This is a genomic window from Methylomonas sp. MK1 (assembly GCF_000365425.1).
Taxonomy (GTDB): Bacteria; Pseudomonadota; Gammaproteobacteria; order Methylococcales; family Methylomonadaceae; genus Methylomonas.
Genome location: NZ_AQOV01000002.1, coordinates 136,582 through 161,697 on the forward strand (window position 1 = coordinate 136,582; position 25,116 = coordinate 161,697).

Annotated in this window: 21 protein-coding genes, 2 tRNA genes and 2 CRISPR repeat arrays; of the genes, 19 read left to right on the forward strand and 4 right to left on the reverse strand. The window is 52.5% G+C overall.

Annotation, left to right across the window (positions count from 1 at the left end):
• Positions 1 to 12: 12 nt before the first annotated feature.
• Positions 13 to 1,131, reverse strand: coding sequence for a site-specific integrase (locus G006_RS0117440; RefSeq protein WP_020484510.1), 1,119 nt, complete (start codon positions 1,129 to 1,131; stop codon positions 13 to 15).
• Between the two features lie 261 nt (positions 1,132 to 1,392).
• On the opposite strand from G006_RS0117440, the gene G006_RS0117445 reads away from it, so the two are divergent.
• The 15 genes from G006_RS0117445 to G006_RS0117525 all read left to right on the forward strand — a co-directional run bounded on the left by G006_RS0117445 (position 1,393) and on the right by G006_RS0117525 (position 17,566).
• Positions 1,393 to 1,462 (forward strand) — tRNA-Thr (locus G006_RS0117445).
• A gap of 242 nt (positions 1,463 to 1,704) precedes the next feature.
• Positions 1,705 to 2,829 (forward strand): fatty acid desaturase family protein, encoded by a 1,125-nt coding sequence (locus G006_RS0117450; protein WP_020484511.1) that lies wholly within the window; start codon positions 1,705 to 1,707, stop codon positions 2,827 to 2,829.
• 151 nt (positions 2,830 to 2,980) lie between these two features.
• Positions 2,981 to 3,166 (forward strand): hypothetical protein, encoded by a 186-nt coding sequence (locus G006_RS0117455; RefSeq protein ID WP_152428967.1) that lies wholly within the window; start codon positions 2,981 to 2,983, stop codon positions 3,164 to 3,166.
• A 353-nt stretch (positions 3,167 to 3,519) separates the two neighbouring features.
• Positions 3,520 to 3,984, forward strand: a complete 465-nt coding sequence (locus G006_RS0117460; RefSeq protein ID WP_081607968.1) for a DUF805 domain-containing protein — start codon at positions 3,520 to 3,522, stop codon at positions 3,982 to 3,984.
• 44 nt (positions 3,985 to 4,028) lie between these two features.
• Entirely contained in the window at positions 4,029 to 4,541 is a 513-nt protein-coding gene (locus G006_RS27195) for a J domain-containing protein (RefSeq protein ID WP_081607969.1), read from the forward strand.
• A 217-nt stretch (positions 4,542 to 4,758) separates the two neighbouring features.
• Positions 4,759 to 7,491, forward strand: a complete 2,733-nt coding sequence (gene cas3, locus G006_RS0117470) for a CRISPR-associated helicase/endonuclease Cas3 (protein WP_020484515.1) — start codon at positions 4,759 to 4,761, stop codon at positions 7,489 to 7,491.
• Positions 7,488 to 8,978 (forward strand): type I-E CRISPR-associated protein Cse1/CasA, encoded by a 1,491-nt coding sequence (gene casA, locus G006_RS0117475; protein WP_020484516.1) that lies wholly within the window; start codon positions 7,488 to 7,490, stop codon positions 8,976 to 8,978. Before cas3 ends, casA begins: the two co-directional genes overlap by 4 nt.
• A complete protein-coding gene (casB, locus tag G006_RS0117480; protein ID WP_020484517.1) occupies positions 8,975 to 9,433 on the forward strand; it encodes a type I-E CRISPR-associated protein Cse2/CasB in 459 nt (152 codons plus the stop codon). Before casA ends, casB begins: the two co-directional genes overlap by 4 nt.
• Before the next feature lie 188 nt (positions 9,434 to 9,621).
• Entirely contained in the window at positions 9,622 to 10,749 is a 1,128-nt protein-coding gene (cas7e, locus tag G006_RS0117485) for a type I-E CRISPR-associated protein Cas7/Cse4/CasC (protein ID WP_020484518.1), read from the forward strand.
• 5 nt (positions 10,750 to 10,754) lie between these two features.
• Positions 10,755 to 11,408, forward strand: coding sequence for a type I-E CRISPR-associated protein Cas5/CasD (gene cas5e / locus G006_RS0117490; RefSeq protein ID WP_020484519.1), 654 nt, complete (start codon positions 10,755 to 10,757; stop codon positions 11,406 to 11,408).
• On the forward strand, positions 11,395 to 12,012 hold the full coding sequence (gene cas6e / locus G006_RS0117495) for a type I-E CRISPR-associated protein Cas6/Cse3/CasE (RefSeq protein WP_020484520.1): 618 nt from the start codon (positions 11,395 to 11,397) through the stop codon (positions 12,010 to 12,012). The genes cas5e and cas6e overlap by 14 nt, the downstream gene beginning before the upstream one ends.
• A gap of 9 nt (positions 12,013 to 12,021) precedes the next feature.
• Positions 12,022 to 12,204, forward strand: coding sequence for a type II toxin-antitoxin system HicB family antitoxin (locus G006_RS0117500; RefSeq protein ID WP_020484521.1), 183 nt, complete (start codon positions 12,022 to 12,024; stop codon positions 12,202 to 12,204).
• Between the two features lie 476 nt (positions 12,205 to 12,680).
• The gene (gene cas1e, locus G006_RS0117510; protein ID WP_026147137.1) at positions 12,681 to 13,592 is read left to right on the forward strand and encodes a type I-E CRISPR-associated endonuclease Cas1e; all 912 of its coding nucleotides are present in this window, start codon (positions 12,681 to 12,683) and stop codon (positions 13,590 to 13,592) included.
• The gene (gene cas2e, locus G006_RS0117515; protein ID WP_026147271.1) at positions 13,573 to 13,896 is read left to right on the forward strand and encodes a type I-E CRISPR-associated endoribonuclease Cas2e; all 324 of its coding nucleotides are present in this window, start codon (positions 13,573 to 13,575) and stop codon (positions 13,894 to 13,896) included. Before cas1e ends, cas2e begins: the two co-directional genes overlap by 20 nt.
• 146 nt (positions 13,897 to 14,042) lie before the next feature.
• Positions 14,043 to 15,294: direct repeats of the CRISPR family, unit length 29 nt; unit sequence GCGTTCCCCGCACCCGCGGGGATGAACCG.
• A 526-nt stretch (positions 15,295 to 15,820) separates the two neighbouring features.
• Positions 15,821 to 17,010: a CRISPR direct-repeat array (repeat unit 29 nt; unit sequence GCGTTCCCCGCACCCGCGGGGATGAACCG).
• Positions 17,011 to 17,332: 322 nt separating this feature from the next.
• Positions 17,333 to 17,566: a hypothetical protein gene (locus tag G006_RS0117525; RefSeq protein WP_020484526.1), complete on the forward strand. Its 234-nt coding sequence runs from the start codon at positions 17,333 to 17,335 to the stop codon at positions 17,564 to 17,566.
• 132 nt (positions 17,567 to 17,698) lie between these two features.
• On the opposite strand, the gene G006_RS0117530 is transcribed toward G006_RS0117525, so the two are convergent.
• The 3 genes from G006_RS0117530 to metG all read right to left on the reverse strand — a co-directional run bounded on the left by G006_RS0117530 (position 17,699) and on the right by metG (position 20,601).
• A tRNA-Arg gene (locus G006_RS0117530) sits at positions 17,699 to 17,775 on the reverse strand.
• A 153-nt stretch (positions 17,776 to 17,928) separates the two neighbouring features.
• Positions 17,929 to 18,507: an RnfABCDGE type electron transport complex subunit B gene (locus G006_RS0117535; RefSeq protein ID WP_020484527.1), complete on the reverse strand. Its 579-nt coding sequence runs from the start codon at positions 18,505 to 18,507 to the stop codon at positions 17,929 to 17,931.
• A 24-nt stretch (positions 18,508 to 18,531) separates the two neighbouring features.
• The gene (gene metG, locus G006_RS0117540; RefSeq protein WP_020484528.1) at positions 18,532 to 20,601 is read right to left on the reverse strand and encodes a methionine--tRNA ligase; all 2,070 of its coding nucleotides are present in this window, start codon (positions 20,599 to 20,601) and stop codon (positions 18,532 to 18,534) included.
• Positions 20,602 to 20,866: 265 nt separating this feature from the next.
• On the opposite strand from metG, the gene G006_RS0117545 reads away from it, so the two are divergent.
• From G006_RS0117545 to G006_RS0117560, 4 genes are all read left to right on the forward strand, one after another.
• Positions 20,867 to 21,268 (forward strand): hypothetical protein, encoded by a 402-nt coding sequence (locus G006_RS0117545; protein ID WP_020484529.1) that lies wholly within the window; start codon positions 20,867 to 20,869, stop codon positions 21,266 to 21,268.
• 289 nt (positions 21,269 to 21,557) lie between these two features.
• The gene (locus G006_RS0117550) at positions 21,558 to 21,806 is read left to right on the forward strand and encodes a hypothetical protein (protein WP_020484530.1); all 249 of its coding nucleotides are present in this window, start codon (positions 21,558 to 21,560) and stop codon (positions 21,804 to 21,806) included.
• A gap of 694 nt (positions 21,807 to 22,500) precedes the next feature.
• On the forward strand, positions 22,501 to 22,839 hold the full coding sequence (locus G006_RS0117555) for a hypothetical protein (protein ID WP_020484531.1): 339 nt from the start codon (positions 22,501 to 22,503) through the stop codon (positions 22,837 to 22,839).
• A complete protein-coding gene (locus G006_RS0117560; protein WP_020484532.1) occupies positions 22,836 to 25,103 on the forward strand; it encodes an EAL domain-containing protein in 2,268 nt (755 codons plus the stop codon). Before G006_RS0117555 ends, G006_RS0117560 begins: the two co-directional genes overlap by 4 nt.
• The last annotated feature ends 13 nt before the right edge of the window (positions 25,104 to 25,116 follow it).

Below are 25,116 nucleotides of genomic sequence, written 5' to 3' on the forward strand. Positions count from 1 at the left end.
TCGGTGGTGGAGTTATTGGTTGGTGCCGAATTTTCGGCTGTTCATGCGTTCGACTACGCCGGCTATGTGTCCGTCGGAAAGGTGGGCGTATCGTTTCACCATATCTAAGGTGCGGTGCCCCAGTACAGCGGCAATGTCGACCATTGACGCGCCGCCCATTGCCAAATAAGACGCGGTGCAATGGCGTAAATCATGCCACCGAAAATTATTAACCTCGGCCCGTTTCAAGGCATTTAGCCAGGATTTTTTAAGCTCGATTGGCTGGCCTGGGTGGGTCGGGCTTGGAAAGACAAGCGCCGAATCCAACCGCCTAACCTTGTTGAGTTTTTGCAGCTCGATCAGGGCTTGACTTGTCACCGGTACCCGCCGCCGGTCGCCGTTCTTGGTCTCGTGCAAGATGATGCAGGATTCCGCCAGGTTGACCACGCCCCACGCGGTTTCGCTGGGTGGCGTTTCCGGCTCCCGCCAATATAGGTTCATCGTTTCGCCTTGCCTCATGCCGGTTGATATGGACAGCACGAAAGCCGGATAAAGCAAAGGGTTTGGTGATTCCTTACAGGCGATTGTCAGCCGGTTAAGTTCGTCATCATCCAAAAAGCGAACAATTCCGCGCGGCAAGTCGGGCAATTTAACGCCGCTATCCTTTAGCGGGGATTGCTCCAACCAATGCCACTCAGTAACGCACCGCTTTAAAACATCGGTAGCAACTACAAAATGCTTTTTGATGGTGGCAGGCGCTAACGGTCGGCCTTTGCGTCCGCCGGTTGTTGCCAGGGTGTTACGGCAATCGGCAAAGGTTGCGGTTGATAAGTCAGCCATTACACAATGACCGATCTGTGAAGCCCACCATTCGAGAATAGGCCGGCGATTACGTTGCTCGGTGGCTGTAAATTCGGTGGGGAGGATTTCGCGCGTGTAACGGTCGATAGCATCCGCGAAGGTGTGCTTTTTAGCCGCGCTGGTTTTAAAGTGTCGCCCTTCCCGTATGGCGCTTTCTGTTGAGGCTGCCCATTTTTTCGCGTCGGTCAGTCGCTTAAATGTGGCGGTTTGCAGTGGGTAGCCTTTGAGCCGTACCCGTACAAAATAAGAAACGTCGCCTTCGTCGCTGCTACGCTTAGTGATGCTTGCCATTGCTACTCCTCTGGGATAGCAACTGGCAATTTGATATGATGCGCTTAGCCATTGCTTAACCTGTCGTGTTAAGTGAGTCGGTCAGGGCTTGGCTGGTGTTCGCTGCACCGGTCAAACCCGTTTTGTTAGTGGCTTGGATTATATTCCAATGATCCACTGATGATCCACTAGACTATAAAAAACTTCGGTTTTTCTCGGCAATCCTCAGTAGTCAAAGTCTAGCAAGTTATTGTTTTTTATTGTTTATGTTTGTCGAGAGTTGCCGACGATTTTGATTAAAACCGCACTCGTAACGCGAAGGTCGTAGGTTCGATTCCTATTGCCGGCACCATTAATATCAACCCATTACCCTTTTTAAAAAATTGCCTCGTTATACTCACGTGCAAAGCGCCGGGAAGTTTGAGAAAGCAGGCAAAAATACGGATGGTGTATAGACTTATGCCATCTTGCCCGGCCAGTCAATTTGTCCAAGCCTCGGCTGGTTTTTAGCACCGTCCGGAGCCTTCCAATCCTGACTTTTTTATCCGAAGGAATCCAACATCCTTCCCTTGCACTTTATAGAGACAACACATTTTGAGTTTAAATAGTTACCAGTCGGTTGATCGCGAGCAATTAGCCAAAGACATCAGTCAAATTCACAAACAAGCGTTAGCGGATATTGGTCCCGCAGATTTCGACCATTTAAAAAAGGTGGAACGTTGGGGAAAGGTTTGTTCGCTCATCGGTTACGCTACTGCCTGGGTTTTCCCCAATCCGATTTCCGCTTTGTTGATCAGTCAAGGTAGTTTTTCCCGCTGGACCGGGGTAGGCCATCCCATCGTGCATAAAGCCTTCGATAAAATGCAGGACGTGGATAAAAATTACACCAGCAAGAAGTTTGCAAAGGGTTGGCGGCGGTTTTTGGATTGGCCGGATTGGATGACTCCCGCCGGCTGGCATCACGAACATGATTTATTGCATCATTACAACTTGGGTGAAGAAACCGACCCCAACAATGCCCAACACAACATGGAATGGTTGCGGCAATCCAAACTGCCCATGTGGCAACGCTATGCCATCGTGGCGTTTTTTTCCGGTATCTGGAAAATCATTTATTACACACCGCGCACGCATAAAGAATTAGTTTTAAATGCCGCCCGACTGCAAGGGAAACCCAAACCCGAAACCACGCGTATCGGCGCCTGGAGTCTTTTTACACCGCAAGGTAAGGCGCTATGGCTGGAAAGCGTATTGCCTTATAGCGCGTATCGTTTTGTACTAATACCGCTGCTATTCTTACCGCTGGGTTCGTTTGCCGTTGTCAGTGTGTTGATCAATTCCTTGCTGGCGGAGATTTTCACCAATATGCACAGCTTTCTGGTGATGATCCCCAATCATGCCGGCGACGACGTGATGATGTTCGACGAAAAGTCACATAGCAAGGGAGAGTTTTATCTGCGGCAGATTTTGGGTTCGGTCAATTATCCAACCGGGTCTAATTTGAATGACTTTTTCTACGGCTGGTTGAATTACCAAATTGAGCACCATTTATGGCCGGATTTGCCGCTAAGCCAATACCAAAAATTGCAGCCGCAAGTGAAAGCGCTGTGCGAAAAGCATAATATTCCTTACTGTCAGGAATCGGTATTTAAACGCATGCTGAAAGCAGCGGATATTATGGTCGGCAAAACCTCAATGCTGAAGCCCGCGGTTGTTTAATACGTCCAGCGCGACTTGCTCAAATAACCACTGAATCAAACTTAACGTCTTAGGCAATTAGCCTATTCGATTCCCGGTTACTGGCGATACGCGCTAATTTATGTCAATGCAGTTAATCTGCCCACACACGAGTGTAATCAACGAAAATACTATGAGCGACATCAGAGATACCAAACCCGAACCCATCGCAGCAAAACCAAACTGGAATTACGACTCGTATTTTCTAGCCCAACTTGAACGCATCAATCAGCAGTCGGCTAGTAAGCAGCCGAAAAAACGCGTTGTCGAGCAGGCCCCGAAAGACGACGCAGACGCAGTCGACGAACAGAATAAATAGTTTATCCGCGTAAACCGCGCAATACGGTTTAGTCTGCTTATGCCGCCTATTAGCGGACAGGACGACCAGCCGTTTTTTTTAAACTAATTTAGGCGAGCTCCCACCTGATTTTTCTGAATCTACCGCCTCGTGCAAAGTGGCGACAAACTTGCTGAGGTTGTACGTTCTCTATTTGCCGGGATTTGTTGGGTTACCGGTGTGCAGCACCAGGATGGTAGCCGGGCAGCATTGCCAACGGCTTTGTCCCTATCGTCAAAGCGGCTAAACGAAACTGAATGAAAATGTGCGAACGGGCTACACATTTTTCTATATCGCAGTAATATCGTTACTTAAAAATTCTGTCGGAGAGCGAGATGTATTGCCCAAATTGTGGAAAGCAAAATCCGGATAATGCGAATTTCTGCCTTGAGTGTGGCGCAACCATGCAATCGAATAACGGCTATCGCGGGCCAGTAACTAACGGACGGGACATGACGTTTACCGAATCGGTGTCCGGTTGTTTTGCAAAGGCATTTGTTTTTACAGGTAGAGCCTCGAGAGCCGAATACTGGTGGTTCGCGCTTTTCACACTATTGGTATCGATGATAGCGGGGATCATAGATCAATCGGCCTACGGCGAGCCGGCAACCGTCACGGCAATCACCAACTTGGTTATTCTATTTCCTTCGCTGGCTGTTAATATCCGCCGATTACACGATACCGGGCATAGCGGCTGGTGGTATCTGATTATTCTGACCATCATCGGCATCATCCCGTATGTCATCTGGATGGTGTCAAAAGGCGATGACCGTGCAAACGAATACGGGGCGCCTGTTTAACTCCCCCATCATTTTAAATTTCGTCGAGCAATCAATTAGCCGGGATGATGACCAATATTGCGTTGTTCGCATCGCTAATATTGAACATTACTTTGGTGGGGCTTCTTGTCTGCAATGCCAGAAAAACTCGACGCAAACATCAAAATCAAAAACAGCCCACCCTTAGAACGCCTGCCAATGTAAGGACAATTTCCTGTCCATCCTGCGCGCAACGCATTAAATTTACCTTGCCCATCGAAGGTAACAAAGCGCGATGCCGAAAGTGTCATGCACAATTCAAATTGGACATCGACGAACATCTCAATGTGTATATAACCGAAATAAAACTGCCTGAAGACGATCAACACATCAAATCTTTGGCGGATTGTTATTTAATTCTTGGCCTGACGGCTGAAGCCCTACCGATAGACATTAAAGCGGCATACAAAAAGAAAATTTCCGAATACCACCCGGACCGCGTCGGTGTGTTTGGCGCAAAAATCAAACAACTCGCCGAGGAAGAAACCCGACAAATAAACGCCGCCTACGCCATGCTGCAAGAGCAGGGCATGGTGTGACATTGCCAAACCGAGTTCAGGCTTATTGGTGCTGACAACCGCTAAACGATTTTGAGTGGCCATGGTTTTTTGTAAACATAGTCATCTGCACAACGATTAACAAACGCCGAAATCATCCTATGCCGAGTCTATTCATTGTTGATGAATGCGTGCGAGCGACTAAACTACCTGGCGGCGTAGCATATCTGTCAGATATGGATTTCAATCAAATCAGGGAATGAGCGTGACAGCATCGTATTTCCAATATTGGGGTAAAGCCAAGCCAGAAGCCGATGACGGTCCGGCTTACCATTTGCTGCCTTACCATTGTATGGATGTGGCGGCGGTGGCGGAGGCTTGGCTGAGAGCGAGTCAAAGTCTTAGCCGCAGCTTTACCTTGATGACTGGTTTGAATGAAAAACAGGCTCGCGCCTGGCTACTGTTTTTCATCGCATTGCACGATTACGGCAAGTTCGACTTGCGTTTTCAGCGTAAAGCTCAGGAAGCTTGGAAAGCCGCTAATCCTCTGCTGTCTGCAATTCCGGCACAGCTGAAGGGTTTGGAAATCCAGGCTTATAACCACGGTCCTGCCGGGTTGTATTGGTTTTATAACGACTTAGCAGAACGTTTTTCCTTTGGGGATGGCGACTTTGATTTTGGCGATAACGAAACCTGGACTTCTTGGTGCAGTTGGTTGGCGCCAGTCGTGGGTCATCATGGCATCGTGCCGGCTGAGCATGCCAAAAATGATCTTGAATATGATTTGTGTATCTCCAAGGAGCTAAAGGCAGCCATCAAACAAAGTCGCTTGCGGTGGCTGCAAATCCTGGAGCAACTGTTTTTAATACCTGCCGGATTAACGTTGAGCGACAATCCTCCCGAATTGAAAACCAGCAATAACCACCAATCTCCTGCAACCATGCTGGCCGGGTTTTGTTCGGTGTGCGATTGGTTGGGTTCTTCGGAACGCTTCGAATACGACGACCAGCCTTGCGATGGCGTCGATGCGCTAAAAACCTGGTACGTCAAACGTCTAGCCGTTGCTGAAAAAACCTTGGCCGATGCCGGCGTGATTGGCCGGATTAAAGCTTACCAAGGCGTTAGTTCATTGCTCGATTCGGATAGCAGACCGCGGCAGGTGCAATGTCTGGTCGATAAACTCCCGCAAGCGCCTGGATTGACGATCATCGAAGCCTCCACCGGATCCGGTAAAACCGAAACCGCGCTGGCCTATGCCTGGCAACTGTTGGCTGCGGGGTTGGCCGACAGCATCGTGTTTGCGTTGCCGACACAAGCGACGGCCAATGCGATGTTGAGCCGTCTGGAAAAAGCCGCGCCGCTGTTGTTTGCCGAACAAACCAATTTGGTGTTGGCGCATGGTCTGCGAGATTTTCAACAACGATTTATCGATTTGAAACACGCCTGCCGGCCGCAAACTGCGCAAGGCCACGAAGAAGCCTGGGTACAATGCGGTAACTGGTTGGCGCAAAGCCGCAAGCGGGTCTTTCTCGGGCAAATCGGTGTTTGTACCGTCGATCAGGTGTTGGTGTCGGTGTTGCCGGTCAAGCACAAGTTCGTGCGCGGCTTCGGTATCGGCCGTAGCGTGCTGATCGTCGATGAAGTTCACGCCTATGACAGTTACATGTATGGTTTGCTGGAAGCCGTACTGGAGCAACAACGCCTGGCCGGCGGCAGCGCGATATTGTTGTCGGCAACCTTGCCGTTCGAACAAAAACGCCAGTTAGCAGCTGCGTGGAATTGCGCTTTGCCGAACGACAACAAGCATTATCCGCTGATCAGCCATTGCCAAAGCGTTCGAGCCGAATGCTTCGATTTAGCCGAACAGCCTGAGCAGCAACCCAAAGCGACGACCGTCAATATTGAGTTGCTTAAAACACCGGCATTGTTGCCGGACGAAAATCTGTTGCAACGCATGCTGGATGCGGTGGAACAAGGCGCGCAAGTATGCTTGGTCTGCAATCTGGTCGCGGTGGCTCAGCAGATTTATCAACTGTTACACCAGCAGATACAACAATCGCCGACGCTGAACGAAGCGCAACTTTTGCTGTTTCATTCCCGTTTCATTTTTGCCGACCGCCAACAAAAGGAGCAAACCGTACTCGACTGGTTCGGGCCGGAATCTTCCGAACGGGGTAAGAGCGGCCATTTGCTGATTGCGACGCAAGTGGTCGAGCAATCGCTGGACTTGGATTTCGATTGGCTGATTACTCAGCTTTGCCCGGTCGATCTTTTGTTTCAACGCATGGGGCGCTTGCATCGACATGCCAAAAATCAAAGTAGCCGGCCAGCCGGATTCGATAAACCGGTTTGTACCGTCTTGCTGCCGGAAAATATCGACTACGACTTGCATGCGGTGGTTTACGGCAACAGTCGGGTGTTGTGGCGAACGCAGCAATTACTGGAAAAGGCCGAGCGAGAAAACAATTCGCAGGCCACTTTTCCCGGTGTTTATCGCGATTGGATTGAACAGGTTTATGACGAAGAGCCGTTAATCGATGAACCGGAACCGGTGACTAAAAGCTATGAAACCTTCAAAGATGCTTGTTACGCCAGCCATATGTCGGCGAAACAATTGATCAGAAGCTCGATGCATGAGTTATCGGATAACGATTCTAACGTTTCGGCGTTAACTCGCGACGGCGAGATGAGTTTGAACGTATTGCCGACCTATCTCGATGCTGACGGCCGGGAGCGTCTTTTGAACGGCGAATGTTTGAGCGGTCTCGATGAAAGCGAGAAAGCGGAAGCGCTGAATCTGAATACCGTTACCGTGCCGCATAGCTGGGCCAATCGAGATCGATTGCCTAAGTCCGAAGCGGACGGCTTGATTTACTTGCCAATGCAACGGCAAGACGCGGGTGGTTTTATCGCCCGTCATGGCAACGACACCTATCTTTATCATGCCGATACCGGCTTAATCCGCATTGAAACAACCAAGGAGAGCGTATGAATCTACTGACTGATGCCTGGATACCGATTCAACAGCAAAGCCGCTATCAAAAAATCGGCTTACAACAGTTGCTATGCGGCGAAGCCAACGGTGAACTGTGTTTGCCGCGCGACGATATGGAATTGGCGTGTTTGCAATTGCTTTGCGCCATCACGCAAGTGTTGTTTACACCCAAGGATAAAAAGGAGTTGGGTCGCTATGTTCAACAACCATTAACATCTGAAAGCTACGCTGAGGCTTTTAAGGACAAATTGGATTGGTTCGATCTGGATCATCCGCAAACGCCATTTATGCAGATTCGCGGTGTCAATGCCAAAGAGCCGACCAGCATGGATAAATTGTTGGCTGGCGTCGCCGATGGCACCAACAAGGCTTTTGTCAACCCGCCGGGATTGGGCGAAACCTTGTGCGGAGGCTGCGCGTCGATTGCTTTATTCAATGTCGCGAATAATGCGCCGAGCATGGGGGGCGGCTTTAAAGGCAGTTTGCGTGGTAGCACGCCGATTACTGTTCTAATCAAGGGCAAGGATTTACGGCAGACACTTTGGCTTAACGTTTTGACCGCGGAAACTGCCGAATCGGTTATGCCGTGGTATCAGGAAACTAAAGACCAGCACCCTAACTACATCGACACCGTCAAAGCCGAGCAAAAAATTCCAGCGTCATCGATTGGCTTGATCCGTGGCTTGCTTTGGCAACCTGCTCATTTCGAGTTGTTACCGGTCGAGGACCCAGCGACATGCAGTTGCTGCGGCTGCAAAGCGCCTGTTTACCGAGGGTTCAAAAAAGCCAAATTCAATTACACCGTGGTAAGCGTCTGGCCGCATCCGCTTTCGTCCCGCATATTTTCAATCAAAAAAGGCGAAAGGGAAGAGAAGTTTCCGTCGTTCACCACAACCGCACCCACTTGGACGCATTTGAGTAAGTTAGTGGTCGATCAACTGAACGATAAAGAAGGCCAACAAGCCGCACCGGTGCTGCAACAGGCTAGAACCTTTATGGCGGCTGACAAGATGCAGTTGATTGTTGGTGGATACCGCAACAACCAAGCGACCGTATTGGAACGTAGGCATGAACTTTACAGTTTGGCGCAAGGCTGGGCTGATCATGGTTTGGTGATTCATAAAATTATTGAGGGCGGCTTGGCTTACAAGTCGGCGCTACGCAAGGCGCTCTATCTGTTTGCGGTCGGCGTCAAAGATAAAGTCCACGGTTCCGGGGTTAATCTGTGCGATCCAGTTGAAGCGAATTATTACCAGCAAACTGAAAATCTATTGCACCGAACTTTTGCCGGCGTGAATTTTTCCGAACCCGATTTGACGTTGCAAGCCTTGAATCGAAAGCTAAAAGCCGTCGTACTTCAATTGTTCGAGCAAGCAACCGATCCTTACCGCCAGGAACCCAAAATGTTGAAAGCGCTGGCGCTAGCCAGACGCTCTTTACACAAATCACTTCAAGACTTGGAACCCGAAGGAGCTAACGCATGAGCGAAGGACAAAACCAAGGGCCGGATTTTATCGGCCTATATGAGCGTTACCAAAAGTTAAAACCTGGCCCACAAGCTGAGTTGAAACGGGTGGTACAGCCGGATGATTTGCTGGAAATACCGGCTTTTTACCGTTTGTTGATCGACGCTAACGTCAGCAAAGGCATACAGCGTTTGGTGTATTGCTTGCCGCTGATCAAACACGCGGAGGGTGGCGACTCGTTGGGCAGAACGCTTGCGAAAGCCGACGTCAACGAAAAACGCCTGTTCATGGTAATTCGCTCGCAAGAACCGAACGATTTGATCCAGTTGCGGCGTTTGCTCAAGCAAATAGAGCCAAAAATGGATTGGTTATCGGCTGCCAGGATCGTGTATTACTGGAACGACCGCGCCAAACGCCAATTGCTGGAAGACTTTTTCTTTTATCAAAACACCAAAACCAAAGAATCTGCCTAACGCCAGGATGCCAGTCGTGAACGAACGCATTGGCTGGCGCCCAAGCTCCAGCTTGGGCGCTCGGTCTTGGAAGCTCTTGCTTCCTGAGCAGGCGAATGAAAGCTGGAGCTTTCAAGATTCAGTTCCCAAGCAGGAGCTTGGGAACCAGAACCATATGAATATATCGGTCTAACCCAAAGGAAACCACCATGAACGAAAACTTTATCAACTTCCACGTTTTGATTTCTCACAGCCCGTCTTGTCTGAACCGCGACGACATGAATATGCAAAAGTCGGCAATTTTCGGCGGCAAGCGCCGGGTGCGGGTTTCCAGTCAGAGCCTGAAACGGACGATGCGGCAGAGCGATTACTACCGCGAGCATTTGGGCGAGCCGAGCATTCGAACTAAACATCTGTCTGACTATCAACATCAAGCAATCGCGGCGTTATCCGGTCGTTACGATGAAGCCTTGATCAAACAAGCCATTGATTTTATTTCCGGCAAAGACGCCAGTGCCGACGATGCCAAGGATGATGCTGTTGCGCCTTGGGTGCTGGAGGAAGTCGCGTATTTCTGCGATCAAATAAAAGGCTTGGAAGCTGACGGCGTCGATGCCAAGAAACTACAAAAGCAAATCGAAAAAGACAGTCAAGCGTTTCGCCAAGCCTTGGCCAAAGGCTTGGACATAGCTCTGTCCGGACGGATGGCAACCTCCGGCTTGATGAGCGAAGTCGGTAAAATCGACGGCGCGCTGGCGGTAGCCCATGCCATTACCACCCACGCTGTCGATGCCGACATCGATTGGTTTACCGCCGTCGATGATCTGCAAGAACTGGGTTCCGGCCATTTGGATACCCAGGAGTTTTCGTCCGGCGTATTTTATCGTTACGCCAGCCTCAACCTGAAACAGCTGCAAGTCAATTTGGGCTTGTTGGCCGACATTAAGTCGGAGGAAAGCGCCGAAAGCCGGGCCAAAGCCTTGGACATCGCAGCCCATGTGCTGCACATGCTGGCAACCGAAGTGCCCAGCGCCAAGCAGCAAAGTTTCGCTGCGCATAATTTGGCGGATTTGGCTTTGGTCAGCTTCTCGCATCAGCCGATTTCGTTGGCAAACGCCTTCGAAAAACCGATTCAGGCCGATTTCAAAACCGGTGGTTTCCGCGAGCCGTCGATCACGGCTTTAAATAGCCATTGGGACAAAATCCATCGCGGCTACGGTTTGCAAGAGCGTTGTGCCGAGTTTGCGCTGGATGAAGTGAAAGTGCCGAACGACATCATTTCGAAACCGTCGTTGCCCGAGTTGGAACAGTGGGTTAGAGCCAACGGCCAAGGATAAACGCCATGCCCGATTATCTGATTTTAAAATTGCAAGGACCGATGCAAGCCTGGGGCCGGGAAAGTTTCGAGGGTTTGCGGCCTTCCGAACTATTTCCAGGCCGAAGCGCGTTGCTGGGATTGTTGGGGGCGTGTCTCGGCATCGACCGGCTTGATCGCGAAGGTCTACAAGCGTTAGCGTCAAGTGTGTCGATTGCGGTTCGTGTCGATCATCAGGGCCAAAAAATGACCGATTACCACACCGTCAAAAACGCCCGGGAAGATTATCGCGGCCTGAAAAGCCACGACACCATTCAAACTTGGCGGGAATATTGGCAGGATGCGTTTTATACCGTGGCGGTTTGGAACGATGCCAATGCGTCGATCAGCTTGGATAGTATCGAGCTAGCCTTGAAAAGGCCATTTTACACACCGGTGCTAGGGCGGCGAAGTTGTCCGTTGGCCCGACCATTGTTTGATGCTCGCCTGTCGACCGACTCGGTGCAGGCTGCATTAGCGTTGAGCGGCGAAACCGGCGGTACGGTTTACAGCGAGGAATTTACCGACCACGCGATCCCGATGAAAAAACGCGATGTGCCGATTATTCACCAACCGCGCCAATTCGCCAGTCGGACGCTTTACATGACAAATGGACAAGGAGAGCAACATGTTTCTGAGTAAGGTGCATATCCCCTGGCAACAAGCGAAAAACCCTTATCAGTTTCATCAAGCTTTGTGGCGCCTGTTTCCAGGATACGAAGACGCGGAGCGGGATTTTTTATTTCGTGTCGAGCAAATTCAGACGGGTGTTGGTGCTAGTGTGCTGTTGCAGTCGGCAATCAAACCTGAAGGTAGCGAGCAAAGTCCGTTACTGTTGGTGCAACGCGAATTTGCGCTGAACATTCCCGACGGACAACGCCTGCGCTTTCGTTTGCGGGCCAATCCGATCAAAACCATCAAAGACAGCAGCAAAGGTACCGTCGAGAAAAAAGGCAAAACCTTTACTAAAACCGTCCGCGTGCCGTTGTTACATGAAGAACAGCAACAAGCTTGGTTGGCGCGCAAATTACAGGACTTCGCCCAGTTGGAAACTTTGATCGTCCAACCGGAACCGGTTACGTATTTTCGCAAAACCAAGGAAGGCCGCAGCGGCAAAATACAAACGGTGTTATTCGACGGCATCATGACGGTAACCGATTCGACCCAATTCGAATCACAAGTTGTGCAGGGTATCGGGCCAGCCAAAGCTTTCGGCTGCGGCCTGTTATCCATCGCCAAAGTGTGAAAATAAACTATGCAATTCAAAGCCATAATCCATTCTGCCGAAGAATCCGGTTATTGGGCCGAAGTGCCAGAAATTCCTGGTTGTTTGACACAAGGGGAAACCTTGGAGGAGTCGCACGCCAATTTGCGGGAAGCGATTGTTGGTTGTTTAGCCATCGATTTGCCGGGAGACGAGGGTGCGAAGTCAGATTAGACAAGGCTTTCGGTTGCGGCTTGCTGATGGTAAGACGACCGGGCAATGGGTAGTCTTGGGAGTGTGTACGACCGCTGTGTGGTGGCTTACCGAGGCTTCGTCGGTGCGCACAAGCGTTTCGGGGGCGCCGACGCGCGTTCTGGGCGCGCAGCCAAACGGTCTGTGCGTGCCTCCAAACGTTTCGGGCGTGCATCCGAGCCTGTCGTGCGTACGATAGAATACTTTGCAGGTGCGCTCGAACCTTCTGTGGGTGTCCGCGAAGGCTTCGGAAGCGCGCACGGATGCTGCGGATGCGCCGCTGTTTCTGAATCGATTTTGCTCGTGCCGCGAATAAGAAATGAACTGAAACCGGCGATAAGCGCTTTTTTGCCGGCGGGGTATGCGATTTTGGATGGCCAACGCAACCCGCTAACCCCAGCCTAGCGATTGCTTGGCGCCGTCTACTTACTTTGTCACTTGAATAAGGACTGTTCGACATGCTCCCACCCCTAAAACCCATCGCCATGAAAGAACGCGTCTCGATGGTCTTCATCGAAAAAGGTCAAATCGACGTCAAGGACGGCGCCTTTGTCGTCATCGACGAAACCGGCATTCGCACTCATATCCCGGTCGGCTCCATCGCTTGCATCATGTTGGAACCCGGCACTCGCGTCTCCCATCACGCCGCCGCGTTGGCTGCCAGGGCAGGGACCTTGCTGGTCTGGGTCGGCGAAGCCGGTGTCAGATTATATGCAGCCGGTCAGCCGGGCGGTGCCAGATCGGACAGATTGTTGTATCAAGCCAAACTAGCGCTGGACGACGACGCGCGGTTGAAAGTGGTACGCAAGATGTACGAAATCCGTTTCGGCGAAAAACCGCCCGAACGCCGCAGTGTCGAGCAACTGCGCGGCATAGAAGGCGCCAGAGTCAGGAAGTTGTACCAATTATTGGCCAAACAGGCCGGCGTGGAATGGAATGGCCGCAATTACGACTATACGCAATGGGACAACAGTGACACCGCCAACCGCTGTCTCAGTTCGGCGACTGCTTGCCTGTACGGCATCTGCGAAGCGGCGATATTGGCCGCCGGTTACGCGCCGGCCATCGGCTTCATCCACACCGGCAAGCCGCTGTCCTTTGTCTACGACATTGCCGACCTGTTCAAATTCGACGACATCGTCCCGCATGCCTTCAAAATCGCAGCCAAAAATTATCCTAATCTGGAGCGGGAGGTACGGCTGATGTGCCGCGACGTGTTCCGCCAATCCAAAATCTTGCGCAAGATCATCCCCACCATCGAAGAAGTGCTGGCGGCCGGCGAATTGGAAGTCCCCAAACCGGCCGAGGAAAACATCGCCCCGGCCATTCCCAATGCGGAGGGCATCGGCGATGTTGGTCATCGTAGTTGAAAACGTTCCGCCCCGGCTACGCGGCCGTTTGGCGGTGTGGCTGATCGAAATTCGCGCCGGGGTTTACGTCGGCGACTTGTCGGCCAAGGTGCGGGAGATGATCTGGTCGCAAGTCGAGCAGGGCTTAGAAGAGGGCAACGCTGTGATGGTATGGAGCACCAACACCGAATCCGGCTTCGACTTTTTAACGCTGGGCAAAAACCGCCGTCTGCCGGTGGAATTGGACGGATTGAAATTGGTGTCGTTTTTTCCGCCGGACGAAGCCGATTCGTCCGCCTCGCCCTCAGGGAAAGGGCCGGGGTGAGAGGGGAAAAATGCGTACTAAATTCCTGTTGGGGTATAGGGTGCTGTAAGGGGGCGCCCGCTTTTTAACAACTTGGAAAAGGTAAAAAATTCGGTAGAAATTTAGCCGGGTTATTTTTATATGCGTAACAATAAGTTACGATTAGTGCGTTCCCCGCACCCGCGGGGATGAACCGCGCGGCATTGAGCGGTGCCGGGCTGAAATGAAGCGTTCCCCGCACCCGCGGGGATGAACCGCAAATCAGCGACGTGGCCGACAAGGCGTTGACGCGTTCCCCGCACCCGCGGGGATGAACCGGCGGCGTGCTGTCGTTTCCCAATGCGGTAGACGCGTTCCCCGCACCCGCGGGGATGAACCGGCCGACAACCGTGCTCAGGCAAAAAAGGCGGCGCGTTCCCCGCACCCGCGGGGATGAACCGACCGGAGTTTCTATCATCGCCGCACTGGTATAGCGTTCCCCGCACCCGCGGGGATGAACCGCCAACGGCGCCGTTGTTCCGGTTTCTAAATATGCGTTCCCCGCACCCGCGGGGATGAACCGACATCACCGCCAACATCGTGTTGGATTTGTCCGCGTTCCCCGCACCCGCGGGGATGAACCGAAAATTCCGGCCATCGTACTGCAATGGGGCCGGCGTTCCCCGCACCCGCGGGGATGAACCGCCTTGGTCGGTGTACGTAGGTTGCCGTTCGGTGCGTTCCCCGCACCCGCGGGGATGAACCGTCACCGCCGATCCGCGTCTGTTTAACCGGGTAGCGTTCCCCGCACCCGCGGGGATGAACCGCGATTGGCCGGGCACAGATACGCCTGCTGGCGGCGTTCCCCGCACCCGCGGGGATGAACCGGTCAGGCCAAACGAAAAAAGCGATGCAGACAGGCGTTCCCCGCACCCGCGGGGATGAACCGCCAAATCATGAATCACTTCATTTATCCCGTTAGCGTTCCCCGCACCCGCGGGGATGAACCAGTGACGGAAGGGGCGTTGACCGACGAAAACACGCGTTCCCCGCACCCGCGGGGATGAACCGCCCGGGTTATCGGTGGCAATAGCCAGCGGTGCGCGTTCCCCGCACCCGCGGGGATGAACCCACAACAGCATAACAACCGCTGGTCTGCGCTAAGCGTTCCCCGCACCCGCGGGGATGAACCGGAAATTGGCTTAACTCAGGAACAAGCACAAAACGCGTTCCCCGCACCCGCGGGGATGAACCCACAACAGCATAACAACCGCTGGTCTGCGCTAAGCGTTCCCCGCACCCGCGGGGATGAACCGGAAATTGGCTTAACTCAGGAACAAGCACAAAACGCGTTCCCCGCACCCGCGGGGATGAACCGGCGGATTGGTCGGTATTGGCCGGCCGTCGGGTGCGTTCCCCGCACCCGCGGGGATGAACCGCCCGCCGCGCTGACATTCTGACGCATCCACGCGCGTTCCCCCCCGGGGTTACTAGGAACAATCCGGTAGCAGGTTCCACCCGCTGAGGACCATCGCATCCCATATTAGCGGTCCACCGCGATACGCGCAGAGCACCCTGGTGCCTCCGCGACCCGGGAAACGTTCGGATGCCCCTTGTGACGCGTCCACCCGCGTGAACCGAACTCGCGCCATGCACCATCGGCTCCCCACCCGCGGGGAACAGTGAAACATTATGTCAATAACCCCCATTGCGTTCCCCACCCGGGGATGACCGTGCGGCTGCATCAAGAATATTGCGATTGCGTTTCCCACCCGCGGGATAACCGCCATATCGGTTAACGATGCCGTGTTAATGCGTTCCCCACCCGCGGGGATGAACCGATGATAGCCACTCGCTAGGTCCGCCGGGCGTTCCCCGCACCCGGGGGATGACATCAAGATCTTTTTTGACACAAATTACGCGTTCGCACCCGCGGGGATGAACCACATCCGCAAGACCGCAAAGACGCGTCCCCGCACCCGCGGGGATGAACCGCTTTATCGGGGCAGTCGGCAATCAGCTTTTCGAGCGTTCCCCGCACCCGCGGGGATGAACCGGTGGGCGCTCATTTAATTAGTATATAGCTATAGCGTTCCCCGCACCCGCGGGGATGAACCGGAACAGCGACACTTTAAGGACGAAAAAGGTAGGCGTTCCCCGCACCCGCGGGGATGAACCGTCAGGCGCAATCAATCGTTACAGATTGCTAGCGCGTTCCCCGCACCCGCGGGGATGAACCGACAAAGCAGACTCCCCGCGAGCAGCATACCAAGCGTTCCCCGCACCCGCGGGGATGAACCGTTGGGGAAATGGTACCGATTGCTGCGTCTGCTGCGTTCCCCGCACCCGCGGGGATGAACCGGAACCAGAGGAACCATGTCCGATGTCATACTTGCGTTCCCCGCACCCGCGGGGATGAACCGACCAACGAGTTCGCTATTATTATACTGGTGCCGCGTTCCCCGCACCCGCGGGGATGAACCGGACGGCCCCGCAATACTGCTTTGTGTAGGACTGCGTTCCCCGCACCCGCGGGGATGAACCGCTATGCGGTCAAACGCTGCGAGTGGCCACGGGGCGTTCCCCGCACCCGCGGGGATGAACCGACGAGAGTCAACCAAATACTTATTCACTATACGCGTTCCCCGCACCCGCGGGGATGAACCGGAATGCAGTTCATATTGCCTGCCACCGGCTCGAGCGTTCCCCGCACCCGCGGGGATGAACCGATTGTTGATGAAATAAAACAAGAGCGAGGCAAGCGTTCCCCGCACCCGCGGGGATGAACCGGCTCCGGCAAATCATTGCGGAATACGCCTTAGGCGTTCCCCGCACCCGCGGGGATGAACCGTTAGCCGCTGACTCAGCGTTGCCAGCGTTGGTGCGTTCCCCGCACCCGCGGGGATGAACCGTCCTGCAAGGCTTCTTCCAGGAATGGCGTGATGCGTTCCCCGCACCCGCGGGGATGAACCGAACAAAACGGTAAATGGTCGGTTCAGATCGACGCGTTCCCCGCACCCGCGGGGATGAACCGAATCCTATCGCCAGTGCGTTGAATGCCGAGCAGCGTTCCCCGCACCCGCGGGGATGAACCGCGCAGCATGTTGCGCCATACCCGGTTGAACAAGCGTTCCCCGCACCCGCGGGGATAAATTACTTGTTGTTGTCTTTCTTCATATTGATGCGTGGTTCTGTTGCAAGTGTCGATACATGGAGTACGGGGGGTATTCTGCCGCAACGGGTATTTCTGATCGGCTTACCGGCAGGGAAATTGCTAAAATGGCTTGTCGGCAGGCGAAGTGGATGATCTCCGGTATTCGTTGATTCGGTTTGTATTGGCTCGGTTCCCCGGGATTAGAAGAGGAATTTATATGATGTTGCAGCAAGGCTTCGCCGAAATTAACAGGGTCGATGCGCCGGATGTGATGGCCTTAAGCGGCCGCAAATGCCGCGGATTTGCTGTTGTCATTAACTTGATATGAACAATATTCCCCCCAAACGCGGCCTGGGCCGCGGGCTTGAAGCTTTATTAACCGATATGCCGGCTAAACCGGTAACGGATAAACAAAGGATTAAGGCTGATGCAGTGCCGGTGCGAGCCGTCCGCCAAGAAAATAGCCATTTGCTTCAAGAAGCCGAAGCTTTAAAGACCCTGTTGGAGGAGCTTGAAAACGTGTTGAGTGACTTCAATCCGGATTCGCCTACTTATTAGTCTTTAAATATCGTCGCTCCAGCGACTATATTGGATTTCCGCCTCCGCGGGAATGACAAAAGAGTATTTGGTACTAGAGACCTTTCGGCACCATGATACGCAGGGTCAAGATACGGTAGGAAACATGTCAAATGGCGCGCCCGAGAGGATTCGAACCTCTGGCCTCAGCCTCCGGAGGGCTGCGCTCTATCCAGCTGAGCTACGGGCGCAATGTGATTTGCGGTCAAGCGGTGTAGGCTTTTTACCTTAATCCTGAAAACCTAAGAGAATTTACTTTCAGGATATATAACGGCTACTGGGCCGAATCGGGTAAGCACACCATTATAAGATTAAATGCCGTTAAAGTCATCGCCAATCCGGGTTTAAACGGCGGATTTTCCTTTATTGAGTTTTGCCAGCAGTTGTTTTTGCCGATTCAGCCGTTCGGATTTTTCCGCTTCCGCTCTGGCTTGGCGCCGGTTTTTGGCTTGGTGGCGCTGTCTGGACTGGTCCGCATTAGCGGTGGTCCATTCGCTGTTTGCAGGGATCATGCTGATGCAGTTGACCGGGCAGGGGGCGATGCATAATTCGCAGCCGGTACACAAGGCGGCGATGACGGTATGCATATGCTTGGACGCGCCGAGGATGGCGTCGGTGGGGCAAGGCGGCAGGCATTTGGTGCAGCCTATGCAGGCGGCCTCGTCTATCACGGCTGCGTGTAGCGGGCGCTGGACACCGAATGCCGGATTCAAAGGCTTGGCGGGTACTTTTAATAAATCGGCCAGCAACTGGATGCCTTGGTCGCCGCCCGGTGGGCACTGGTCTATGTCCGCTAGACCGTTACTGATGGCTTCCGCATAAGGCCGGCAACCCTGATAGCCGCATTTGCGGCATTGGGTTTGCGGTAGTAGTGCGTCGATTTGGTCGGCTAGCGATGTCTCGTTTAGCGCGCTGATTGCCAATTAATCAATCTCCACGGCTTTGTGTTATTTAACCCGCATGCCAGGCTGTGCGCCTTGGTCCGGCGATAGCACCCAGATGTCTTTGCCGCCGGGGCCTGCCGCCAGCACCATGCCTTCCGAGGTGCCGAAGCGCATTTTGCGCGGCTTTAGATTTGCCACTACCACGGTCAGTTTGCCTTCCAACTCTTCCGGTGCGTAAGCCGATTTGATGCCGGCGAAGATGTTGCGGGTTTCACCGCCCAGATCAACGGTCAGTTGCAGCAGTTTTTCGGCGCCTTCCACCGATTCGGCTTTGACGATACGGCCGATACGCAAATCTATTTTGGCGAAATCTTCGATCTCTATCGCTTCGGCAATGGGTTCGGCTATCGCTTTTGCCACTTGCTCGGAATTGGTTTCGATAACAGCAGCTGGTTTGGCCGGCTTGGCTGACACCGATGGCGTCTTTTCCAGATTTTCCTTGGAGGCTTCTACAATCGCGGCGATTTTGTCCGGCTCTACGCGGGTCATCAACGGTACGAAGCTGTTGATTTTATGGCCGAGCAGCGGTTGCACTTCGTCCGGCCAGCTTTGCGCCGGGATGTTTAAAAAGCTTTCGGCATTGCTTGCCAACGTTGGAATCACCGGGCGTAGATAAACGACCAGCAGCCGAAATAGATTCACGCCCATGCTGCATACCGCATGCAGCTCGGCGTCTTTGCCTTCTTCCTTGGCGATCAGCCAGGGCTTTTTCTCGTCGATGTACTGATTAGCTCTGTCGGCCAGCGCCATGATTTCCCGCATCGCTTTGCCGAACTCACGGCTTTCGTAAAGATCGGCGATGGTGCTGTTGGCGTCGACAAACTGTTGGAATAAGGCCGGTTCCGCGCATTCAGCGGAAAGTACGCCGTCGAAGCGCTTGGCGATAAAACCGGAACAGCGGCTGGCGATGTTGACCACTTTACCGACCAGGTCCGAGTTAACCCGTTGGCTGAAGTCGTCGAAGTTTAAATCAATGTCATCCACGCCGGCGCTGAGTTTGGCGGCGAAGTAATAGCGCAAATATTCCGGATTCAGATGGTCCAGGTAAGTGCGGGCCTTGATGAACGTGCCGCGCGATTTGGACATTTTCTCGCCGTTGACGGTTAAAAAACCGTGGGCGAAGATCGCGCTGGGCGTGCGGAAGTTGGCGCCGTGGAGCATGGCCGGCCAGAACAGGGCGTGGAAATAAATGATGTCCTTGCCGATGAAGTGATACAGCTCGGCGGTGCTGTCTTTTTGCCAAAAGCTGTCGAAATCCAGGCCTTGCCGGTCGCAGAAGTGCTTGAAGCTGGCCATGTAGCCGATGGGCGCATCCAGCCAGACGTAAAAATACTTGCCCGGTGCGTCCGGGATCTCGAAGCCGAAATACGGCGCATCGCGGGAGATGTCCCATTGCTGCAAGCCGTTCTCCAGCCATTCCGCCATCTTGTTGCTGACTTCCGGTTGCAAGTGACCGGCGGTGGTCCAGTCGCGCAGCATCTCGGCAAAATGGCCCAGTTCGAAGAAATAATGCTCGGAATCTTTTTCGATGGGACGTTCGCCGGAAATTGCGGACACGGCATTTTTCAGTTCTGTCGGCGAATAGGTGGCGCCGCAGGCTTCGCAGCTGTCGCCGTATTGATCGGCCGCGCCGCATTTCGGGCATTCGCCTTTGATGAAGCGGTCCGGCAGGAACATGTTTTTTACCGGATCGTAGGCTTGGGTGATGGTGCGTTGGCTAATATGACCGGCATCGCGCAGGCGTTTGTAGATCAGTGCCGAGTATTCTTTGTTTTCCGGCGAGTGGGTGCTGTGATACTGATCGAAAGCGACGCCGAATTCTTTGAAGTCGGCGCGATGTTGCTTTTCCACATCGGCAATCAATTGTTCCGGGGTAATGCCTTCCTTGTCGGCGCGTAGCATGATCGGCGTACCGTGGGTGTCGTCGGCGCAAACGTAATAGCAATTGTGCCCGCGCTGTTTCTGGAACCGCACCCAGATGTCGGTTTGGATGTATTCGACGAGATGGCCCAAGTGGATAGGGCCGTTGGCATACGGTAAGGCGCTGGTAACAAGGATTTTTCGGTTAGACATGGGGTTAAAACAGCCTGGGAAAATGAGGGCGGATTATGGCATAAATCGCCAGGGCTTTCATGGTTTGGGCGGCGGTTCCGCGATTGCTTGCCACTAGATATGTGTAACGGCGAGGGGTGTTTCGTATCTTTGGTAATAGGGAGCAGTAAGGTACAATCCCGACGAAGCCTCCCGCTTAAGCGCTAAGCCTTTCGGCATGGCATACTAAGTCAGCTTGGCCTTACCCATTTTTGAACCACTTAAACTTATAAGAAGAGGTAACATCATGAGAAAAACGTTGTTTCTGGCCATCGCGATGCTGGCTTCCGGTACTGTTGCGGCGGCTACCGATCATTATCTGTTGCGCGACGGCAATCATGTGCAGCATTTGAAGGTCACGACCTTAGGTAAAGAAATTAACGCCACGGTGGATGTGGATTTCGAACCCAATCCCGACGAAGCCGGCAAGCACGCCTGTTCCGCAACGGTATCCGATGAAGCTAAGAGCGTCGGCGAAAACGAATTGGTATTGAAAAAACACATTGAGGGCGAAGCCCGCTCTTGCTCCGTGAAGATCAAATTGACACCGAATGGTGCCAAACTGGAGCAATCGGAGGAATGCACTTACTTCGCAGCCGGTATATGCAGTTTCTCCAGCAATGGTAAGGAACTGGTCAAAATCAAATAAATTCCTGGCGCAATGGCTTCGGCTGATTGCGCCGTTTTTTATTTTTCTCCTCGGGTTTGCCAGGACTGGCAGCTTGCCTTTTTAATAGCTATTGTTAACGCTTTTCATCAGTTGCTCGTATGGTTGGTTTTCAAAAATTGTGTGATATGCCGCACTGTAGAGACATATTGTCGCGCGGCAATCGGCCACATTTTAAACGTTAGGATTCTTTGCTAGATTATCGCCAGCTCATGCGGGTTTGCATGGGCTTTAATCGTCCCCCGATAATCGAGAAGCCAAGGAGTTTTTTATGAAAAAAGCACACATGATGATAGTAGCCGCAGCTGTTGCCGCGCTGGGTTTGACCACTGCGTTGAATGTTACTAATGCTAATGAAGCGGCTGGCGAGGATGTCAAAACCGTCGCCTGGTACGTAGCCAACATTAAGGAAGCTCGCGCCCAAAACCAAGCCTGTCACGATGACCCGGCTATTCAAGGCAGCGCCAATTGCGCTAATTCCTTGCACGCGTTGGAAATCACCTTTAAAGGCGGCAACTGAGACCTGTTAAATCTATCCGATTCAATAACTTGCCGGACAAGACTTTACGATATTACTATTAACCCGACCCTATTTATTACCGATATTCCATTCGGGCTGGGCTCGACGAAGCCCAGGCTGGTGTGCCCTTCGATAGACGCAAAGCGAACGGTATTTAAGGGCCGGGTTAATTCTAATTCTTAAATATCGTCGCTCCCGCGAAAGCGGGAGCCCAGTGGCTATACTGGATTCGCTGAGCGTCTATAACGGTTGCGACCTTCTCGGGAATGACGACTACAGGGAGTTTAAGAGTCTGTTGGATAGATGGTTTTGAACGGTTTGGTTTGAACCGAGATAATGGTTTTTGGCGGACACTTCCACCTGTTTTGTGAACGAACAATCCCCTTTCATTGCTTGTCCGGATGGCGTTTACCGGTTTGCTTAGTTGACGTCCGTCGTCTAAATAAGCAAGCCGGCAACGCAATGCAAATTCCCGCTTTCCGAGTGCTTTCTGTAGCCGCTGCGGATGAATAGTCGCTAAAGTGCATGATTTTAGCGGTCACTTTTAAGTCCTTCCTTTCTTCATTTCCATAGCACGCGGTCGAACGGTAAGCGAAGCCTACAAGTTGGTGTCGGCGGTTACTGAAATAATTCTCAAAGCTGAAAATCTGCTAAATTAACCTTTCAATTTGTCAGATAATTCGACCTTTAGACCATGCATAAAGCCAGCCAAAATCAAATTCATATTTCTGCCAACTTGGGTGAATACGCTATTCCACCTTTAAAAGATATGTTGGTATTAGGCAAGGAGTCGCCGATTGGCTGTATTGCCATGCGCCGGGCTATCGAATTATTGGTAAAAGCACCGTTTGAGCATATTGAGTTCGATGACGATGTGATCAGCGATATTTTGGTGAGACAAAGCTTGCTAAAACGCATCAGCAAAGGCGCTTTGATCGACTTTGTGTTGAATCAGATAAAGCCGTTGATGAGTGTCGATGAAATATTGCATGCGGAGATGGATATTTCCGTTCAACTTAATACCAAGCTATGAAACAACTGGCGGTTGGCGATTGTTTATGGCCGCATGTTTCTCGGGTCAAGGAGGAGGATCGTCCATATAGCGTGGCATGCGATATTGTCTTTGCCGTGTTTCGGGATGCTCCGGCGGAAGAGTTTTGCGGTTTGGCCACCGATCACGATATATCAAAACATCCCAATTGGATTTTTGCCGATTTGGTCGAACATCGGCCGATGCTTAGTGTCGCTCCCAAGCTTGGCGTCCGCAAAGCGTTAGGTCTGATGGATGAAAATCAGCTGGGCGCCTTGGCCGTGCTCAATAAAGGTCAATTCGTCGGCGTGGTTACCCGGCAAAGTATTTTGGAAGCTCTACTAAACCGCGAACGGCAATTACTGAAAGAGACTATGCGCCTTAAGATTGCGGCGGAAACCAACCACGAGCAGACTGTAGTGTGGGTCGAACGTTTGGCGGCATTGAACGACGCTGCGCGCAGTTTATTGGGAGTGTTGGCGCACACGTCAATCGAAACCGAGTTATTACAGGCCGGCATCGATGCGCTTTGCAATCTATTGGATGCCCGTTATGGTGCTATTGGAATTGTCGATAATGTCGGTGCGTTGAAGGAATTTATTTATGCCGGAATCAGCGACGAACAGGCGCAGCAAATCGGGCATTTACCGGAGGGCAGGGGCTTGTTGGGGGTCGTGATTGAGGAAAATGTCTCGTTGCGGCTTGAGGATATGGGCAAGGACCCGCGCAGCGCCGGTTTTCCGCAGCATCATCCGCAGATGAAATCCTTATTGGCGGTGCCTATTTCCCATCAAGGCCGGGTGTATGGGCGTATCTATCTCAGCGATAAATACAGTGGTGAGCTGTTTACCAAGAACGATGAAGAGTTGGCGTTGAGTTTTGCGCATTCGTTGTCCTTGGTAATCGATAACGCCCGAGAAATCGAGGAAGTGAAACGTGCACGGCAACGCCTGGATTATATTGCCCATTTCGATGCGCTTACCGAGTTGCCGAACCGGACTTTGTTAACAGATAGAGCCTTGCAGTTCATTACGCAAGCGCAGCGCAAGAACGAGATTATCGCGTTTCTATTTCTCGATCTGGATAATTTCAAGGCGATTAACGATACCTTCGGGCATGCTGTGGGTGATGAATTGCTCAAGGCCGTTGCCAAGCGAATTTCCGCATGCTTAAGGGAAGGTGATACGCCCTCTAGGATGGGTGGCGATGAGTTTATTATCATGCTGCCCAATATTGCAGATAGCCTGGATGCCGCCAAAGTTGCCATCAAAATATTACATGCATTGAACGAGCCTTTGCAGGTTCAACAGCATCAAATCTATTCCCGGGCCAGTATCGGTATCAGTATTTATCCGGATAATTCGCTTTCGTTTGACGAATTGCTGGCACAGGCCGACTCTGCTTTGTATCACGCCAAAAAGCTGGGCAAAAATAATTATCAATTTTTTACCCCGGAAATGAACAGCGCCGCTCAGTATTATCTGAAGCTGGAGCATCATTTGCGCCAGGCCTTGGAGTTGGATGAACTGGTATTACACTATCAGCCGCAGGTGAAAATCGATAACGGTTGCATCATCGGTATGGAAGCCTTGATCCGTTGGCATAATCATGCCTTGGGTATTGTCATGCCGGATCAATTCATCGGCTTGGCGGAAGAAACCGGGCTGATCGTGCCTATCGGTGCCTGGGTATTGCGTACTGCATGCAAACAGGCGCGGGCCTGGCAGTTGGCCGGTATGCCGATTCGAATTGCGGTCAATTTGTCCGGACGGCAGTTTCACCGTTTCCAAGATCAGCGTCAGCTGCTGGATGTGGTGTTGGATGTGCTGAAAGAAACCGAACTTTCGCCGGAGTTGTTGGAGTTAGAGATTACCGAAAGCATCTTGATGCATAAGCTGGATACGACGCTGGACACGCTGAATCAGATCAAGCAGCTGGGAGTGCGGATTTCGGTGGATGATTTCGGTACCGGTTATTCTTCGCTCAGTTATTTGAAGCGTTTTCCGCTCGACACCTTAAAAATCGATAAATCGTTCGTGAAGGATATTTGCACCGACGCCAACGATAGAGCGATTGTGTCGGCTATTTCGGCAATGGCGGGCCAACTGAAACTGGAGTTAGTAGCGGAAGGTGTCGAAGATCAGAGTCAGTTGGACTTTTTGGGCGGACAGCAGTGCAATTACGGACAAGGGTATTTTTTCAGCAAACCCGTGCCGGTCGAGCAGGCGTCGGCCTTGTTGCGGCAGTCCTTGCTGGGCCGGCAATAAGTCCTGGCCGCAC

Excerpts from the sequence above, each read along its gene's own strand:
- metG (WP_020484528.1), bottom strand. The coding sequence starts at position 20,601 with ATGTCTAACCGAAAAATCCTTGTTACCAGCGCCTTACCGTATGCCAAC.
- G006_RS0117500 (WP_020484521.1), top strand. The coding sequence starts at position 12,022 with ATGCAATTCAAAGCCATAATCCATTCTGCCGAAGAATCCGGTTATTGG.
- G006_RS0117440 (WP_020484510.1), bottom strand. The coding sequence starts at position 1,131 with ATGGCAAGCATCACTAAGCGTAGCAGCGACGAAGGCGACGTTTCTTAT.
- cas6e (WP_020484520.1), top strand. The coding sequence starts at position 11,395 with ATGTTTCTGAGTAAGGTGCATATCCCCTGGCAACAAGCGAAAAACCCT.
- cas2e (WP_026147271.1), top strand. The coding sequence starts at position 13,573 with ATGTTGGTCATCGTAGTTGAAAACGTTCCGCCCCGGCTACGCGGCCGT.
- cas3 (WP_020484515.1), top strand. The coding sequence starts at position 4,759 with ATGAGCGTGACAGCATCGTATTTCCAATATTGGGGTAAAGCCAAGCCA.
- casA (WP_020484516.1), top strand. The coding sequence starts at position 7,488 with ATGAATCTACTGACTGATGCCTGGATACCGATTCAACAGCAAAGCCGC.
- cas1e (WP_026147137.1), top strand. The coding sequence starts at position 12,681 with ATGCTCCCACCCCTAAAACCCATCGCCATGAAAGAACGCGTCTCGATG.
- G006_RS27195 (WP_081607969.1), top strand. The coding sequence starts at position 4,029 with ATGATGACCAATATTGCGTTGTTCGCATCGCTAATATTGAACATTACT.
- G006_RS0117525 (WP_020484526.1), top strand. The coding sequence starts at position 17,333 with ATGAACAATATTCCCCCCAAACGCGGCCTGGGCCGCGGGCTTGAAGCT.
- G006_RS0117550 (WP_020484530.1), top strand. The coding sequence starts at position 21,558 with ATGAAAAAAGCACACATGATGATAGTAGCCGCAGCTGTTGCCGCGCTG.
- casB (WP_020484517.1), top strand. The coding sequence starts at position 8,975 with ATGAGCGAAGGACAAAACCAAGGGCCGGATTTTATCGGCCTATATGAG.
- G006_RS0117455 (WP_152428967.1), top strand. The coding sequence starts at position 2,981 with ATGAGCGACATCAGAGATACCAAACCCGAACCCATCGCAGCAAAACCA.
- G006_RS0117560 (WP_020484532.1), top strand. The coding sequence starts at position 22,836 with ATGAAACAACTGGCGGTTGGCGATTGTTTATGGCCGCATGTTTCTCGG.
- cas5e (WP_020484519.1), top strand. The coding sequence starts at position 10,755 with ATGCCCGATTATCTGATTTTAAAATTGCAAGGACCGATGCAAGCCTGG.
- G006_RS0117460 (WP_081607968.1), top strand. The coding sequence starts at position 3,520 with ATGTATTGCCCAAATTGTGGAAAGCAAAATCCGGATAATGCGAATTTC.
- cas7e (WP_020484518.1), top strand. The coding sequence starts at position 9,622 with ATGAACGAAAACTTTATCAACTTCCACGTTTTGATTTCTCACAGCCCG.
- G006_RS0117545 (WP_020484529.1), top strand. The coding sequence starts at position 20,867 with ATGAGAAAAACGTTGTTTCTGGCCATCGCGATGCTGGCTTCCGGTACT.
- G006_RS0117555 (WP_020484531.1), top strand. The coding sequence starts at position 22,501 with ATGCATAAAGCCAGCCAAAATCAAATTCATATTTCTGCCAACTTGGGT.